General features: G+C 66.5%; 13 protein-coding genes. 6 read left to right on the forward strand and 7 right to left on the reverse strand.

Going from position 1 to position 15,542, the window contains the following annotated elements; all coding sequences use genetic code 11:
- From IVB29_RS08425 to IVB29_RS08440, 4 genes are all read right to left on the reverse strand, one after another.
- A partial coding sequence (locus IVB29_RS08425; protein ID WP_247502925.1) for a CCA tRNA nucleotidyltransferase occupies positions 1-1,227 on the reverse strand: 1,227 nt, incomplete at its 3' end.
- Between the two features lie 10 nt (positions 1,228-1,237).
- Positions 1,238-1,501, reverse strand: coding sequence for a DUF6111 family protein (locus IVB29_RS08430; protein WP_247502926.1), 264 nt, complete (start codon positions 1,499-1,501; stop codon positions 1,238-1,240).
- The gene (locus IVB29_RS08435; protein ID WP_247502927.1) at positions 1,498-2,169 is read right to left on the reverse strand and encodes a CoA pyrophosphatase; all 672 of its coding nucleotides are present in this window, start codon (positions 2,167-2,169) and stop codon (positions 1,498-1,500) included. Before IVB29_RS08435 ends, IVB29_RS08430 begins: the two co-directional genes overlap by 4 nt.
- Complete coding sequence (locus IVB29_RS08440) at positions 2,166-2,777, reverse strand: DUF1285 domain-containing protein (RefSeq protein ID WP_247502928.1); 612 nt, start codon at positions 2,775-2,777, stop codon at positions 2,166-2,168. The genes IVB29_RS08435 and IVB29_RS08440 overlap by 4 nt, the downstream gene beginning before the upstream one ends.
- A 275-nt stretch (positions 2,778-3,052) precedes the next feature.
- Between IVB29_RS08440 and IVB29_RS08445 the strand changes: the two genes are divergently transcribed.
- The 6 genes from IVB29_RS08445 to IVB29_RS08470 all read left to right on the forward strand — a co-directional run bounded on the left by IVB29_RS08445 (position 3,053) and on the right by IVB29_RS08470 (position 12,971).
- Positions 3,053-4,051, forward strand: coding sequence for a MoxR family ATPase (locus tag IVB29_RS08445; RefSeq protein WP_247502929.1), 999 nt, complete (start codon positions 3,053-3,055; stop codon positions 4,049-4,051).
- The gene (locus tag IVB29_RS08450; protein WP_247502930.1) at positions 4,051-4,995 is read left to right on the forward strand and encodes a DUF58 domain-containing protein; all 945 of its coding nucleotides are present in this window, start codon (positions 4,051-4,053) and stop codon (positions 4,993-4,995) included. The genes IVB29_RS08445 and IVB29_RS08450 overlap by 1 nt, the downstream gene beginning before the upstream one ends.
- The gene (locus IVB29_RS08455; RefSeq protein WP_247502931.1) at positions 4,992-7,805 is read left to right on the forward strand and encodes a DUF4159 domain-containing protein; all 2,814 of its coding nucleotides are present in this window, start codon (positions 4,992-4,994) and stop codon (positions 7,803-7,805) included. The genes IVB29_RS08450 and IVB29_RS08455 overlap by 4 nt, the downstream gene beginning before the upstream one ends.
- A 7-nt stretch (positions 7,806-7,812) precedes the next feature.
- Positions 7,813-9,876: a hypothetical protein gene (locus IVB29_RS08460; RefSeq protein WP_247502932.1), complete on the forward strand. Its 2,064-nt coding sequence runs from the start codon at positions 7,813-7,815 to the stop codon at positions 9,874-9,876.
- Between the two features lie 190 nt (positions 9,877-10,066).
- Complete coding sequence (locus IVB29_RS08465) at positions 10,067-10,438, forward strand: DUF2946 domain-containing protein (RefSeq protein ID WP_247502933.1); 372 nt, start codon at positions 10,067-10,069, stop codon at positions 10,436-10,438.
- A 133-nt stretch (positions 10,439-10,571) separates the two neighbouring features.
- Positions 10,572-12,971, forward strand: a complete 2,400-nt coding sequence (locus tag IVB29_RS08470; RefSeq protein ID WP_247502934.1) for a TonB-dependent receptor — start codon at positions 10,572-10,574, stop codon at positions 12,969-12,971.
- 224 nt (positions 12,972-13,195) lie between these two features.
- Here IVB29_RS08470 and IVB29_RS08475 read toward each other — a convergent pair whose 3' ends face one another.
- The 3 genes from IVB29_RS08475 to IVB29_RS08485 are packed head-to-tail and all read right to left on the reverse strand — an operon-like array spanning position 13,196 to position 15,453.
- On the reverse strand, positions 13,196-13,675 hold the full coding sequence (locus tag IVB29_RS08475) for a GNAT family N-acetyltransferase (RefSeq protein ID WP_247502935.1): 480 nt from the start codon (positions 13,673-13,675) through the stop codon (positions 13,196-13,198).
- 32 nt (positions 13,676-13,707) lie between these two features.
- On the reverse strand, positions 13,708-14,226 hold the full coding sequence (locus IVB29_RS08480; protein ID WP_247502936.1) for an N-acetyltransferase: 519 nt from the start codon (positions 14,224-14,226) through the stop codon (positions 13,708-13,710).
- A gap of 54 nt (positions 14,227-14,280) precedes the next feature.
- Positions 14,281-15,453 (reverse strand): hypothetical protein, encoded by a 1,173-nt coding sequence (locus IVB29_RS08485; RefSeq protein ID WP_247502937.1) that lies wholly within the window; start codon positions 15,451-15,453, stop codon positions 14,281-14,283.
- Positions 15,454-15,542: the final 89 nt, after the last annotated feature.

Genomic DNA, 15,542 nt, shown 5'->3' on the forward strand with positions numbered 1-15,542 from the left:
TGCAATGGAAGCAAGTGCGGCTTCCTCTAGTGGAAAATCCGCGGCAAGCCAAGCGTCCTCGGCGAGTGTCAACACATGTCCGAGCGCAGGCCCTTCCGCCATTCCGCGCGCGATGAAGTCGGCAGCACGAAGCGGAAATTTCGGCGCCGTCCAGCGCTGCGGCAGCTGTGCGAGTGCGCGCCAATGCGACGAATGCACGTCGCCGCCGGCGCGCGCCCAGCCGAGCAACACGCGATCGTGATAGCGCTCGGCGCCGAGCCGGTAGAGCAGCCGCCGCGCGCTGGCCTCGTCCTTGGCGGCGAAGCGCCACCAGCGATGCCCCATCGAATCCAGCGCCTTGGCTTCGACATTGGACAGCCGCAGGCGCGTGGTGAGGCGCTTGGCATCTTCGGTCACGGCGACCGTCAGGGCTGCGAGGCGCCGCGTGCTGCTCGAAGGTAGGCCGAGCTCGCGCTCGATCGCGATCATCGATTCCAGCGGCCCGATATAGCCAACGCCGCCGATCAGCGCCTGCAGCAATCCGCCATCGGCCATCACTGATGCGGCTGCGGATGCGCCGCCGGCCACCAGCAGCTTCAGCATCTCCATGCGCACCCGCTCGGCCGACAGGTTCGCCAGGCCCGCGCGTCCCCGGATGCAGGCGAGAGAGCCGTCGCGATCGGGATCGCCGGCACCGAAGGCGGCGTGGATGCGGAAGAAGCGCAGGATGCGCAAATAATCCTCGGCGATGCGCTGATCGGGATCGCCGATGAAGCGCACGCGGCGCGCCTTGGCATCCGCGATGCCGCCGACATAGTCGTAGACGATCCCGGCAGCATCGACCGACAGGCCGTTCATGGTGAAGTCGCGCCGCTCGGCGTCCTTCACCCAGTCGCGGCCGAACGCGACCTTGGCCTTGCGGCCGAAGGTCTCGGTATCCTCGCGCAACGTCGTGACTTCGTAAGGCAGGCTGTCGATCACGAGTGTGATCGTGCCGTGATCGATACCGGTCGGCACGCTCTTGATGCCGGCAGCCTTGGCGCGCCGGATCACCTCCTCCGGCCGCGCCGTGGTCGCGATGTCGATATCGCCGGGCACGAGACCGAGCAGCGCATTGCGGACGGCACCGCCCACGACTCGCGCTTCCTCGCCATTGGCGTTGAGCAGCGCCAATACGCGCGCGGTGCCGCCTGCAGTCAGCCAGGGCGCATCGGCGAGTATCGGCGCAAGGATCGGCTCCGCGCTCATCGTCCAGCCCCTATTTTTCCACGCCCGGCACGAGCTTGCCGTTCTCGATGTGGGCGGGAACGTAGGTCGAATCCGGGGCGGCGCCGGAGAAATGCGCGAACCCGATCAGCCCCGCGATGACAAGCACGAGCGCCGCCAGCGCAAGGCGCGCGACGATGGTGATCGGCCAGGACGTTTGCACGAACAGGCCGGACCGCGTGGCGGCCAGGAACAGCGCATAGACGGCAAAGGGGACGAGGAAAATTCCGATCTCGGTCAGGACCGGCCGGATCATGATGAATAGATCCGCTCATACAGCACACGCAGCATTCCGGCCGTCGCACCCCAGATGTAGCGTTCCGCGAACGGCATCGCGTAGTAGAAGCGCTCCATGCCGCGGAATTCCTTGCTGTGCAGCTGGTGGTTCGCCGGGTTCATCAGGAAGGATAGCGGCACCTCGAAGGCATCATCAACCTCGGAATGGTTGATGGTGAGCGCGAAGCCGGGCCGGACCTTGGCGACCGTCGGCAGGATGCGGAAGCCGAACGCCGTGCCGTAGAGATCGAGATAGCCGATCGGCTCGACGAAGTCCCTGGACAGCCCGACCTCCTCCTCGGCCTCGCGCAGCGCCGCATCGAGCGGGGAGGAATCGGTCGCGTCGATCTTGCCGCCGGGAAAAGCGATCTGGCCGGCATGGTCGTTGAGATGCGCCGAGCGCTGCGTCAGCAAAATGGTCGGCTCGGGACGGTCGACCACCGCGATCAGCACCGCGGCCGGCCTTACCGGCTGCTCGCGCGCGACGATCTCGAGCATCTTGTCGGTGCCGGGATCGCCCGAGGCGGGGACGATGTTCGGATCGAACAGACCGGGCGGCACGTCGAAATCAAGCTTGGCCCTGGAGCGCACGAAAAAATCCGCAGCTCCGATCGCGACGGGCTCGCTCCTCAAGATAGGCTTGTTCAAAGCGCGGCCCTCACCTGCTCCGCATCGGCCATGGCGAAGAATTCGCCGGCCGATTCGACGCCGAACATCGGCTGGCCATCGACCATCCGCTCCTCACCCATGTCAACAAGATCGTAATAGAGCGCGCGGGTGACCTTCGCCCAGAGATCGGCGCGGACATGCAGATATGGCGTCAATCCGCCATCCGCCGCCTGCTCGAAACGCAGCCGGTGCGCGGCATCGCAGGTCACCCAGTCGTCGACATTGGTGCGGAAGCTCAGCACGCGATGGTTGTCCTCGCCCTCCTTCAGCATCTCGACCGCCATGAACGGCGCGTCGTCGACGCGAATGCCGACCTTCTCAACCGGCGTGACCAGGAAATGCTTGTCGCCCTCGCGCTTCAGAACTGTCGAGAACAGGCGAACCAAAGCGGGCCGGCCGATTGGCGTGCCCATGTAGAACCAAGTACCGTCACTGGCGATTCGGATGTCGAGATCGCCGCAAAACGGCGGATTCCACAGATGCACCGGAGGCAGGCCCTTTTTGGCGCCTTCGGTATTGGCAGCACTTTTGGCGGCGGCAGTCAGCCCCTCAAGACCGCGTTCGGCGCTCTGCCCTTGGTTCGCCATGGTTTGCCCTGACTTTGTCATTTGGCACGATTGGTGCAGGTCTGATTTGTACGTCTACGTTGTAAATCGTTGCGCGGTTCCATCCCCCGGATTAGTCCGGTGTGGAGTTCGCCACTTCGTGATGCCCTACATACCCCTAAGCCGATAAGGTGGGGATAGGTTAATTCAACGAATACATGGCCTTCCTGCAAGTCTAGCATAGGGTCCGTGTGATTGACTTGTGATGATCTGACGACGCAAGCGAGCCGCGTGGCGGACTCTTAAGGAGCTGACGAATGGCGGAGAGTGTCGAGAAACTCGAAGACGGGATCGTCCGTTCGGCCGAGCAGGTGTCGGGCCAGATTCGCGCGGCGAAAGAGGCGATCGGCTCCGTCATCTTCGGTCAGGACCGCGTGATCGAGAACACGCTGGTCACGATCCTCTCCGGCGGACACGCGCTGCTGATCGGCGTGCCTGGTCTGGCCAAGACCAAACTGGTCGAGACGCTCGGCGTCACGCTCGGTCTCGATGCCAAGCGCATCCAGTTCACGCCCGATCTGATGCCGTCCGACATTCTCGGCGCCGAAGTGCTCGACGAGAGCACCGCCGGCAAGCGCGCCTTCCGCTTCATCGCGGGCCCGGTGTTCGCACAGTTGCTGATGGCCGACGAGATCAACCGCGCCAGCCCACGCACGCAATCGGCGCTGCTGCAAGCAATGCAGGAGCAGCACATCACGGTCGCTGGCGCGCGTCACGATCTGCCAAAGCCGTTCCACGTGCTCGCGACGCAAAATCCGCTGGAGCAGGAAGGCACCTATCCGCTGCCCGAAGCCCAGCTCGACCGCTTCCTGATGGAGATCGACGTCGACTATCCCGATCGCGACGCCGAGCGCCGCATCCTGTTCGAGACCACCGGCGCCGACGAGACGCTGGCGCGGGGCGCGATGACCGCGGATGCGCTGATCACCGCGCAGCGGCTGGTCCGCCGCCTGCCGGTCGGCGATTCCGTGGTGGAGGCGATCCTGTCGCTGGTGCGCTCGGCCCGCCCGGGTCCCGACAGCGGCGAGACCGGCAAGTTCATCGCCTGGGGCCCCGGCCCGCGCGCCAGCCAATCCTTGATGCTCGCCGTGCGCGCCCGCGCGCTGATCGACGGACGCCTCGCGCCCTCGATCGACGACGTGCTCGACCTCGCCGAGCCCGTGCTCAAGCACCGCATGGCGCTGACGTTCCAGGCGCGCGCCGAAGGCCGCACCATTCCGGACGTGATCCGGCAGTTGAAAACGCGGATCGGTTGATGGCGGCGGAGAACGGGCACCCAGCGAAGGAAATCATCGCGATCCGACGTGCCGATGGCGAAAGCCGCACGCTCGCAGCTTCCTTGCCGCGCCTGGTGCTCGAGGCCCGCCGCATCGCCGCCAACGTCATCCACGGTCTGCACGGCCGCCGCCGCGCCGGCTCCGGCGAGAATTTCTGGCAGTACCGCCGTTTCGTCTCCGGTGAGCCGGCCCAGAGGGTCGACTGGCGCCGCTCGGCGCGTGACGATCATCTCTATGTCCGCGAGCTCGAATGGGAAGCCTCGCACACGGTCTGGATCTGGCCCGACCGCTCGCCCTCGATGGCGTTCGCCTCGAAGACCGCGCGTGAATCCAAATTGGAGCGCACGCTGATCGTCGCCTTTGCGCTGGCCGAGCTGCTGGTCTCGGGCGGCGAACGCGTCGGCATTCCCGGCCTGATGGCGCCGACCGCGAGCCGCAGCGTCATCGACAAGATGGCGCAGGCGATGCTGCATGACGGTGCCGACCGGCTGAGCCTGCCGCCGTCCTTCGTGCCTTCCGCGCTCGCCGAGATCATCGTGCTGTCGGATTTCTGGTCGCCGATCGCAGAGATCAAAACCACACTCGCAGGCCTCTCCGGCTCCGGCGCGCATGGCACGATGGTGCAGGTGGTCGATCCCGCCGAAGAATCTTTCCCCTATTCCGGCCGCGTCGAGTTCGTCGAGCCCGAAGGTTTTGGCGTGATCACCGCCGGCCGCGCCGAGAGCTGGGCGCAGGACTACACCGCGCGGCTCGCGCTGCACCGCGACCAGATCCGCGCCGAGACATCAAAGCTCGACTGGCTGTTCACGACGCACGCGACCGACCGCTCCGCCGCCGAGCTCTTGCTGTATCTGCATGCCGGCATGCAGGTGAGCAAGTCGGGCGCGCGCACCTCGACCGTCAAGGCAGGGCCGGCCGCATGATGGGATTGCCGCTCGCCTTCACCGAACCGCTGCTCCTGATCGGGCTCATCAGCCTGCCGGTGCTGTGGTGGCTCTTGCGCGTGATGCCGCCGCGGCCGCGCCGCATCGAGTTTCCGCCGACGCGTCTCTTGTTCGACATCGTGCCACGGGAAGAGACCCCGTCGCGGACGCCGTGGTGGCTGACCGCGCTACGCCTGCTAGCCGCAGCGCTGGTGATCTTTGCCGCCGCGGGCCCGATCTGGAATCCGCAGGTCGGCGCGGCCGGCAGCAAGGCGCCGCTGATGATCATGCTCGACGACGGCTGGAGCGCCGCATCGAACTGGGATGTCAGGATCCGGGCCGCCGACGAGTTGATCGCGAATGCCGACAACGACCGCCGTGCGATTGCGCTGGTGCCGCTGTCCGAGCCGAACCGCGACATCACCCTGATGCCGGCGGGTGCGGCGCGCGTCGCGCTGCGGCAGATCACGCCAAAGCCCACTTCGATCGATCGCGTCGACACGCTCGCTGCGGTCGATCGCTTCCTCAAGGCGACCGGCGATTGCGAGATCGCCTGGCTGTCGGATGGCGTCGATACCGGCCGCGGCGAGGACTTCGTGCAAGGCCTCGGCAAGACCATCGGCGATCGCAGCCTGACCATCTTCGAAGGCGGCACCTCCTCGCCGCTGGCACTGGTCGCGGCCGAGAACGCCGCTGCCAAGATGACGGTGAAGGTGCTGCGCACCGATGGCGGCATCGCGGTCGGCACGGTGCGCGCGCTGGACCAGAAGGCATCGCCGATCGGCGAAGCGCGTTATTCGTTTGGTCCGCAGGACAAGGAAACCGACGCATCGTTCGACCTGCCGGTCGAGCTGCGCAACGACATCTCGCGGCTCGAGATATCAGGCGAACGCTCCGCCGGCGCGGTGCAGCTGCTCGACAAGCGCTGGCGCCGCCGCGCCATCGGCATCGTCTCGGGCGCGACCAGCGAGACCGCGCAGCCGCTGCTGGCGCCGACCTTCTACCTCACCCGCGCGCTGGCGCCGTTCGCCGACGTGCGTCTCGCCGACAAGGGCTCGCCGCAGCAGGGCATCACGCAGTTTCTGGACCAGAAGCTGCCGATGATCATCCTCGCCGATGTCGGCACGATCGCGCCCGAGATCCGCGAGCGTCTCAACGCCTGGATCGACCAGGGCGGCGTGCTGGTGCGGTTCGCAGGGCCCCGGCTGGCGCAGGCCGAAGACGATCTGGTGCCGGTCAAGCTGCGCAAGGGCGGCCGCACGCTCGGCGGCAGCCTGACCTGGGAGAAGCCGCAGCACCTCGCCTCTTTCGCCGCCGACGGTCCGTTTGCCGGCGTCGTGGTCCCCAAGGACGTCACCGTGAACCGTCAGGTTCTCGCCGAGCCCGACGCGGTGCTCGCCACCAAGAGCTGGGCCTCGCTGGAAGACGGCACGCCTCTGGTGACCGGCGAGCATCGCGGCAAGGGTGTCGTCAGCCTGTTCCATGTCAGCGCCGACATGCGCTGGTCGGATCTGCCGATGTCCGGCATCTTCGTCGAAATGCTGCGCAGGGTCGTCGACATGTCCGGCTACACCGCCAAGCCCGGCGCCGGGGTCGCCAGCGAGGCGACCACTGAAACGGTGGCGCCGCTGCACATCCTCGACGGTTTTGGCGCCTTCGGTCCGCCGCCGGCGACCGCCAAGCCGCTGCCCGCGGATTACCGCGACCGCGCCACGCCTGATCACCCGCCCGGCTTCTATGGTCCGGCAGAAGGACCGCTCGCCGTGAACACGCTTTCCGCCGCCGACCGCATCGCAGCCCTGAACACATCGAGCCTGCGCGCGCGGCACGCCACCTACACCAATGCCGAGCCCCGCGACTTGCGCGGCTGGCTGCTGTCGACCGCGCTGGCGCTGTTCCTGATCGACGCCATCATCGTCGCGCTGCTCGGCGGCGGCCTCGCCGCGCTGCTGCGCCGCCGCGCCGCGACCGCAATGATGATCTTCGCCCTCGCGCTCGCAGGCCTCGTGTCGCTCTCGCCCGCGCCGTCCTACGCGGACAGCGCTGCGGACGAGTTCGCGATGAAGGCGACGTCGCAGACCCGCCTCGCTTATGTCGTCACCGGCAATTCCGACGTCGATTCCATCGTCAAGGCCGGCCTCTCCGGACTGACGCTGTTCCTGGCGCAGCGCACCGCGCTCGAGGCCGGCGATCCCGTCGGCATCGATCCCGCGCGCGACGAGCTCGCCTTCTTCCCGCTGATCTACTGGCCGATCGTGCCCGGCGCGCCCAAACCGCCGAAGGACGCCATCGACAAGATCGACGCCTATATGAAGCAGGGCGGCACCGTGCTGTTCGATACCCGTGACGCGGTCGAAGCGCCGCCCGGCGACAATGGCGCCTCGCAGACGCCGGCCATGCGGACCTTGCGCGAGATCCTGTCCTCGCTCGACGTGCCCGAGCTCGAGCCGGTGCCGCGCGAGCACGTGCTGACCAAGACCTTCTATTTGCTGCGCGACTTCCCCGGTCGCTTCAACACCGGCCAGACCTGGGTCGAGACCCTGCCGCGCGAGGACGACGACGAGAGCGCACAGCGGCCGGCGCGCGGCGGCGACGGCGTCTCGCCGATCATCATCACCTCGAACGATCTTGCCGGCGCCTGGGCCGTGCGCCCCGACGGCCAGTACATGCTGCCGGTGACCGGCGGCGACAACCGCCAGCGCGAATTCGCCTACCGCGCCGGCGCCAACATCGTCATGTACACGCTGACCGGCAACTACAAGGCCGACCAGGTGCACGCACCAGCCCTGATCGAACGGTTGGGGCAATAGGATCAATATGAATTACGGCATCGCGTTCACGCCGCTTGTTCCCGCGATCGTGCTGTGGATCGCGCTCGCCGCGATCGTCGTCATCGCGATCGTGCTGCTGCTGGCGCGGGCGCGCGGAGCGGCGGTGCGCGTGGCGGCGCTGGTGCTGTTTTTGCTCGCGCTCGCCAATCCCTCCTTCACCCGCGAGGACCGCGATCCCCTCACCTCGGTCGCGGCTGTGGTCGTCGACAAGAGCCCGAGCCAGAATTTCGGCAACCGCACCCGTGAGGCAGCCCAGGCGCAGGAAGCGCTGGTCGACGGCCTGAAGAAGATCAAGGGCCTGGAGGTCCGCGTCGTCGACGCCGCACAGGCCGACGGCGAGACCGATGGCACAAAACTGTTCGGCGCGCTCGCCTCGGCCTTGGCGGACGTTCCGGTCGACCGCGTCGCCGGCGCGTTCCTGATCACCGACGGCCGCGTCCACGACATTCCCGCCAACGCCGCCGCGCTCGGCTTCCAGGCGCCGGTGCACGCGCTGATCACCGGGCAGAAGGACGAGCGCGACCGCCGCATCGCGGTCACGGCGGCGCCGCGCTTCGGCATCGTCGGGCAGAGCCAGACCATCACATTCCGCCTCGACGACCAGGGCGTCAGCAACGAGCGCGCCAAGGTCACGGTTCGCCGCGACGGCGAGCCGATCAACGAGCGCACGCTCTCGAGCGGCCAGACCGCCAGCGTCGACGTCGACATCAAGCATGCCGGCCCCAACATCGTCGAGATCGAGGCCTCGCCGCTCGAGCGAGAGCTGACGCCGGTCAACAACCGCGCCGTCGTCGCCATCGACGGCGTGCGCGACAAGCTGCGCGTGCTGCTGGTGTCGGGCGAGCCGCATTCCGGCGAGCGCACCTGGCGCAACCTGCTGAAGTCCGATGCCAGCGTCGATCTCGTGCACTTCACCATCCTGCGTCCGCCGGAGAAGCAGGACGGCACGCCGATCAACGAATTGTCGCTGATCGCGTTTCCGACCCGCGAGCTGTTCCAGCAGAAGATCAACGAATTCCAGCTGATCATCTTCGACCGCTATGCCCGCCAGGGCGTGCTGCCGATCGCCTATTTCGACAACATCGCGCGCTATGTCCGCGCGGGCGGCGCGGTGCTGGTCTCGGCCGGCCCCGACTATGCCTCCAACACCAGCATCTGGCGCACGCCGCTCGACTCGGTGCTGCCGGCAGAGCCGGTCGGCGTGAGCGAGAAGCCGTTCTATGCGCATCTGTCCGACGTCGGCAAACGTCACCCCGTCACGCGCGGGCTGGAAGGCTCGGCAAGCGAGCCGCCGCACTGGAGCCGTTTCTTCCGCACCGTCGACACCCGCAATTCGGTCAACCCGCCTGTGATGACGGGCCTGGATGGCAAGCCGCTGCTGTTCCTTTCTCGCTTCGGCGAAGGCCGCGTCGCGCTGCTGCTGTCCGACCACATCTGGCTGTGGGCGCGCGGCTATGAAGGCGGCGGCCCGCATCTCGATCTGCTCAGGCGGATGTCGCACTGGCTGATGAAGCAGCCGGATCTCGACGAAGAAGCACTGCGCCTCCAGGTGCAGGGCAAGGATCTCGTGGTGGTGCGCCAGACCATGGCGGACAGCGTGCAGCCGGTGAGCGTCACCTCCCCGTCGGGCGTGTCGCGCGATCTGACGCTCAGCGCCGGCGATCCCGGCGAGTGGCGCGCCAGCCTGCCGGCCAGCGAGCTCGGCCTGTGGGCTGCCACCGACGGCACGCTGAAGGCGCTGATCAATGTCGGCCCGACCAATCCGAGGGAATTTTCGGAAGTCACCTCCACCACCGAAACCCTGAAGCCGCTGACGCAGGCGACCGGCGGCAATGCCGTGCGTGTGGTCGACGGCACGAACGTCGAGCTGCCGCGCATCGTGCCGGTGCGCTCAGTGAGCACCTTCGCCGGCGACGGCTGGATGGGCGTACGGATGCGTGACGCCAGCGTGGTGAAGGGCGTCGGCGTGCTGCCGATCTTCGCCGGCCTGATCGGGCTGTTGCTGCTGCTCGGCGCGTTTGCGGCGACGTGGGTGCGCGAAGGGCGCTGATTGTTTTCGGAAAATCGCTGCGCATTTTTCCGGATCATGCTGTAGTTGCCCGAACGCCACATCGCGCGACCACCCGCGCGAGATCCTCTCAGCGCCGTTGACATCAGCTGATCGATCCTGCGATGTTACATTATAACATCGCAGGAGGCCGAGGGGATCGGCGCCTCGCGATGTGGGGTGGCGTTTCCAGATGAAGTGGTTCCGGTCGAATATCAGGCACGGCACCCGGCTCGCGTTGTTCGCGATGCTGGTGCAGCTCGCGCTGACCTTCGGCCATAGCCATTGGTTCGCCCAGGCGACGTCGCTTGCCCAAGCCTCACTCCAGCCATCAGCTTCGGTCGAGAAGCAATCGCCCGCGGGCCCCGACCGCGAGCAGCCGGGCGACGACAATTGCGCGATCTGCGCCGTGGTCGCGATGGCCGGCACCGTCGTATCGGCGACGCCGCCTCTGCTGCAGCTGCCGCAAGCGGTCGAACTGCTCTATCGCACCACCGATGCCGAATTCGCTCACCTGAAATCGGCCGGCACGGGATTCCAGCCCCGCGCCCCTCCCGCGTCCTGACCTCCAACGCTTGATCACACCTGGGCATGCATGCCCGGGAGCCGTTGAAGTCGAATTCCGTCGCGCTGCGACGGCAGGCCGCCTCCGATCATCAAAGAAATCTTCCGGACGGCGCCTGGCTGGAATCAGGACCATGTCATTTAAATTGCGACGCGTGCAGCATCTTGCCGGAGCCAGCCTGCTCCTGCTCGGCGCCGCCGCCACATCCGCGCTGGCCCAAGAACCTGCACGAGAACCTTCACAACAGCCTGCACAGGACAAATCGTCCAGCGAAATCCCGTCCGTCACCGTGACGGCCCCGAGCCCGATCGTGCGCAGAGCGGTGGTGCCGACCCGCAGCCCGGTCCGCACCACGCGAACCGCACGCGTGCGCAGCCAGCAACGCGCGGCGGAAGCAGCGCCAGCGGCGGCGGCACCCGCCGCCGCGCCCCAGCAGGGCGTGTTGCCCATCGTCACCAACCAGTTCGCCACGGTCACCGTGGTGCCGAACGAGGAGATCCGCCGCGAGGGCGGCGGTCAGCTCGGCGATCTCCTGTTCTCCAAGCCCGGCATCACCGGCTCGAGCTTCGCGCCCGGCGCCTCCAGCCGGCCGATCATCCGGGGCCTCGACGTCAACCGCGTCGGCATCTTCGAGAACGGCACCAATGCCAACGGCGCCTCCGACCTCGGTGAGGATCACTTCGTTCCGATCGATCCGCTCGCGGCCAACCAGATCGAGGTGGTGCGCGGGCCGGCCGCGCTACGCTACGGCTCGACCTCGATCGGCGGCGTCGTCAGCGCCACCAACAACCGGATTCCGGACGCGCTGCCCGCTTGCGCTCCGTCGTTCCAGACCTGGGGCATGCCGACCAAGGCCCCGCTCGCCGCGGCGGCGACATCGCCTTGCGTCACCGCCGAGACGCGGAGCGCGTTCAGCTCGGTCGATCGCGGTGTCGAAAGCGGCGTGCTGCTCGATACCGGCGGCGGCAATTTTGCGTTCCACGCCGACGTCTATGGCCGCAACACCACGGACTACAGCATTCCGAGCTATCCCTATCTGAACGACCAGACGCGATCCGTCGCCAACGGCCGCCAGCCGAACTCGGCAACGCGCTCGGACGGCGCCTCGATCGGCGGCTCCTATTTCTTTCAGGGCGGCTATATCGGCGCGGCGATCACGCAGAACGATGCGCTGTACCACATCCCCGGCATCGATGGCGCCGACCACAACACCCGCATCGACGGCCACCAGACCAAGATCACGGTCAAGGGCGAGTACCGTCCCGACGCGGCCGCAATCGACGCCTTCCGCTTCTGGGCCGGCGCGACCGACTACCGGCACAACGAGATCGGGCTTGCCGATCCGGCCGATCCCAACACCGACGGCGTGCGGCAGACCTTCACCAACAAGGAGCAGGAGATCCGCATCGAGACGCAGCTGATGCCGTTCAACGCCCGCTTTGCCGAGGTGACGACCGCGTTCGGCTTCCAGGCCGGTCACCAGGAACTGACGGCGCCAAGCCCGGATGATCCGGGCGCGCTGTTCAACGGGCTGTGGGACCCGAACCGAAACTACCGCGTCGCGGGTTACGTCTTCAACGAGTTCAAGTTCAGCGAACAGACCAGGGCGCAGATCGCAGGCCGGATCGAACATGTCGAGCTGCACGGGTCCACGCCCGATTTCCCGGCAGACTTCCTGCCTGACGGGACGCCGCAGACAAGCATCGTCCGCAATCCGTCCTTCACGCCGAAGAGCGGCAGCATCGGCCTGTTGCAGGACCTGCCGGGCGGCATGGTCGGCAGCATCACCGCACAATATGTCGAGCGCGCGCCGAAGGCGGCCGAGCTGTTTTCCCGCGGCGGTCATGACGCGACGACCACCTTCGACATCGGCAATCCCAACCTCACCATCGAGACCGCGAAGTCGGTCGAGCTCGGCGTGCGCAAGGCGACCGGGCCATTTCGTTTCGAGGCGACCGCCTATTACACGCACTTCGACAATTTCATCTATCGCCGCCTCACCGGCGTGATGTGCGACGGTGATTTTGCCTCATGCGGCGCGCCCGGCGCCGAGCTGAACCAGGCGGTCTATTCGCAGCGGAATGCCAACTTCCGCGGCGGCGAATTCCAGTCGCAGCTGGATGTCGGCGCATTCCAGGGCGGCATCTGGGGCATCGAAAACCAGTTCGACGTGGTCCGCGCCACCTTCACCGACGGCACCAACGTGCCGCGCATTCCGCCGGTGCGGGTGGGCGGCGGCGTGTTCTGGCGCGACGACAACTGGCTCGCCCGCATCAACCTGTTGCACGCCTTCGCGCAGAACAACGTCGCCGTGATCGCGGAGACGCCGACGGCAGGCTACAATCTGCTGAAGGCCGAGGTCAGCTACAAGACCAAGCTCAACCCGAATGCATTCGGCGCGCGCGAGATGCTGGTCGGTCTCGTCGGCAACAATTTGCTCAACGAGAATATCCGCAACTCGGTGTCCTACAACAAGGACGAGGTGCTGATGCCCGGCATCGGCGTCAGGGCGTTTGCGAACTTCAAGTTCTGATCGACGTCAGTCGGGGCCTGCGGGCCCCGACACACACCGTCATTGCGAGGAGCCCTTGCGACGAAGCAATCCAGGCTGCTTCCGGGGAAAGATTCTGGATTGCTTCCGCCTTCGAAGGCTTCGGCGGACAAGTCGCTGCGTTCGCAATGACGGAGGATGAGGCGCAACCGCGGTGCTGCCAATTCACGGCTTCGTAGCGCGGATGGAGCGAAGAGAAATCCGGGCTAGGGGCGCGCGAGCCGCTTTTCGAAACGCCATTGGTCCACGGGGAAAGGCCCGTTCGACGTCTCCGACAACATCACGAAGGTGCCGGCGTTGCGCCAGCCGCTTTTCTCGTAGAACCGCGCGGCGCGCATGTTGCCGACTGCGCATGCGAGCCACGCCAGCTCCACACCGCGCGCGGCAAGCCGTGCCTCCGCATCAGCGATCAGCGCCGCGGCCACACCCGATCCGTGCGCCTCGGGCGCCACGAACAGCTGGTTCAATTCGTCACCCTTGAGGGCACATAATCCGAGCGGCGCACCGGCGGGGCCGACGACGCAGACATCGGGAAGCTTGACCGCGAGCCGGTCGCGAAAGCTCTGGAGCGTGCGGAGGCGGACGAGCTCCGGCGGCGCGAGATGCGCATGCGACCCATGCCAGGCGTCGTGCCACAACTGCGCGAGATGATCGATCTCAGCGGGATCAGCGGGACGCACCTGCATCGTCGAGACTCCGTATGAGAGCGTGCTACGCCCTACCCGACCCGCGCCTTGCTCCAGTCCGGACCGACGACGCCCGACACGCCCTCGAAGGCGCCGTCGACGAGCTCGAACACCAGGACGCGTGCGGCATCGACCGGACCCGGCATGGTGACGCGGCCCTTGGGCACCTGCTTGAAGCCGACGCGGCTGTAATAGGGCTCGTCGCCGACCAGCAGGATCAGGCGGTGACCTTTTTCCCTGGCGTCCTTCAGCGCGCGCTCCATCAGGAGCCGGCCGATGCCGCGGGCGCGGAACGGCGGCTCGACGGTGAGCGGCCCGAGCAGCAGGGCCTTGGTGTCGCCGACCAGGATCGGCAATTGCCTGACCGAGCCGACCAGCAGCGTGCCGATGCGGGCGGTGAAGGAGAGGTCGAGCAGATGGTCGACATGCTCGCGGATCCGGTAGGCACTGAGCACGAAGCGGCCGGGGCCGAAAGTGCGTTCGTGCAGGCGTTCGATCGCCTGGGCGTCGCCGGCAGCTTCGGGAAGGATGGTCAGTGAGAGATCGGTCATGTCAGCACAGCGTTTTCGAGCGAAGTGGGCCCCGGTTCGCGTCAAGAAAACGCGTCAATGCGAGATGCGGGATAACATCTCGGGCGGCTGTGGTCCACCGGGCTCGAGCGCAATCGAACCCCGTGCCGGGCCGCGGGTGAAAACCGCCGCGAACAGCAGGGTCCAGAGCGAGAGCATCAGGACCGGAATGATGTAATACGGTGTGAACACCGGATGCGTGGCGAAGAACGCCAGATTCAGCGCGAGATTGGCGCCGACCAGCAGTGTGAGCTGCCTGACACCGGCATGGTTCGCGAAACGCCACAAGAGTGCGGTCCAGACGCAGGCAATCACCATCAACGGGAACTGGGTGTCGCGGAGATAGGCCCGCAGGACCTCGGGATCGAGCTGTGGTGCGGCCGTGTCCTGGCCGCCATAGGCCGAGACCAGCGGATGGCCCGAATTGACCAGGTTCGCCGCCAGCACCGGCAAGAGTCCGGCGAGGAATGCGAGGCCCAGCACAAGGCCCGACACGAAGGTCTCGCGGGTGCGCCAGATCAGGAACGACAATCCGAAGAACAGGAAATAGCCGGCCGAAAGCACGACGTTGGCGATCCGAAAGCTCGCGGACAGGCCGAGCAGAATGCCGACGGCCGCGACCATCAGCAGCCGACGCCGGCCTTCATCGACGAATAGTCTTGCGGTGACCAGACCCGCCAACACGCAGACGACCATGGTCGGCGCAATCGAATAGCTCGCCTTGGCCGGATTGATCATGAAGATGATCGAGAGCGCGCCGAACAGTGCGGCAAGCGTCAAGGACCCGGCCTCCCGCGCCCGCCACAGACCGTAAAGCGCAAAGCCGGCGATGATCACATTCGCCAGCGCATAGAGCGGAATGACCTGGAAACCTTCGGGGAACAGTGCCAGCACGAAGCCGGTGCCGGGCGGCGGCGTCATCACCCATTTGCTGCCGTCGGCGATCTCGGTGTGGCAAGGCGCCCGCGTCGGCTCGTTCCAGTTCGGAAAATCGATACTCCGCAACTTGGCGGCGAGATAGCCGTCGGTTTCATGGGCGAGGCTGGTGTCGAGGCCGTGCCATCCGAAGCGCTGGAACAGGTGCGCCTGCCTGAGATAGCAGATGTCGTCATAGACGCCGCGGCTCTCGCTCCAGTGCGAGACGAGGCGAATATTGCTGGCCAGAATTGCCAGAAATACAATTGAAAAAAGGACCTTAAAAGCTCTCATGGATCTGTGCCGGGCGGGACGGCGTCGCTTGGAAATGGCCCGCCGCCTGTACAGGAAAAGCACCGGCAAGTATAGCAAGGTGGGGATTT

This window comes from Bradyrhizobium sp. 1, assembly GCF_023073315.1.
Classification (GTDB): Bacteria; Pseudomonadota; Alphaproteobacteria; order Rhizobiales; family Xanthobacteraceae; genus Bradyrhizobium.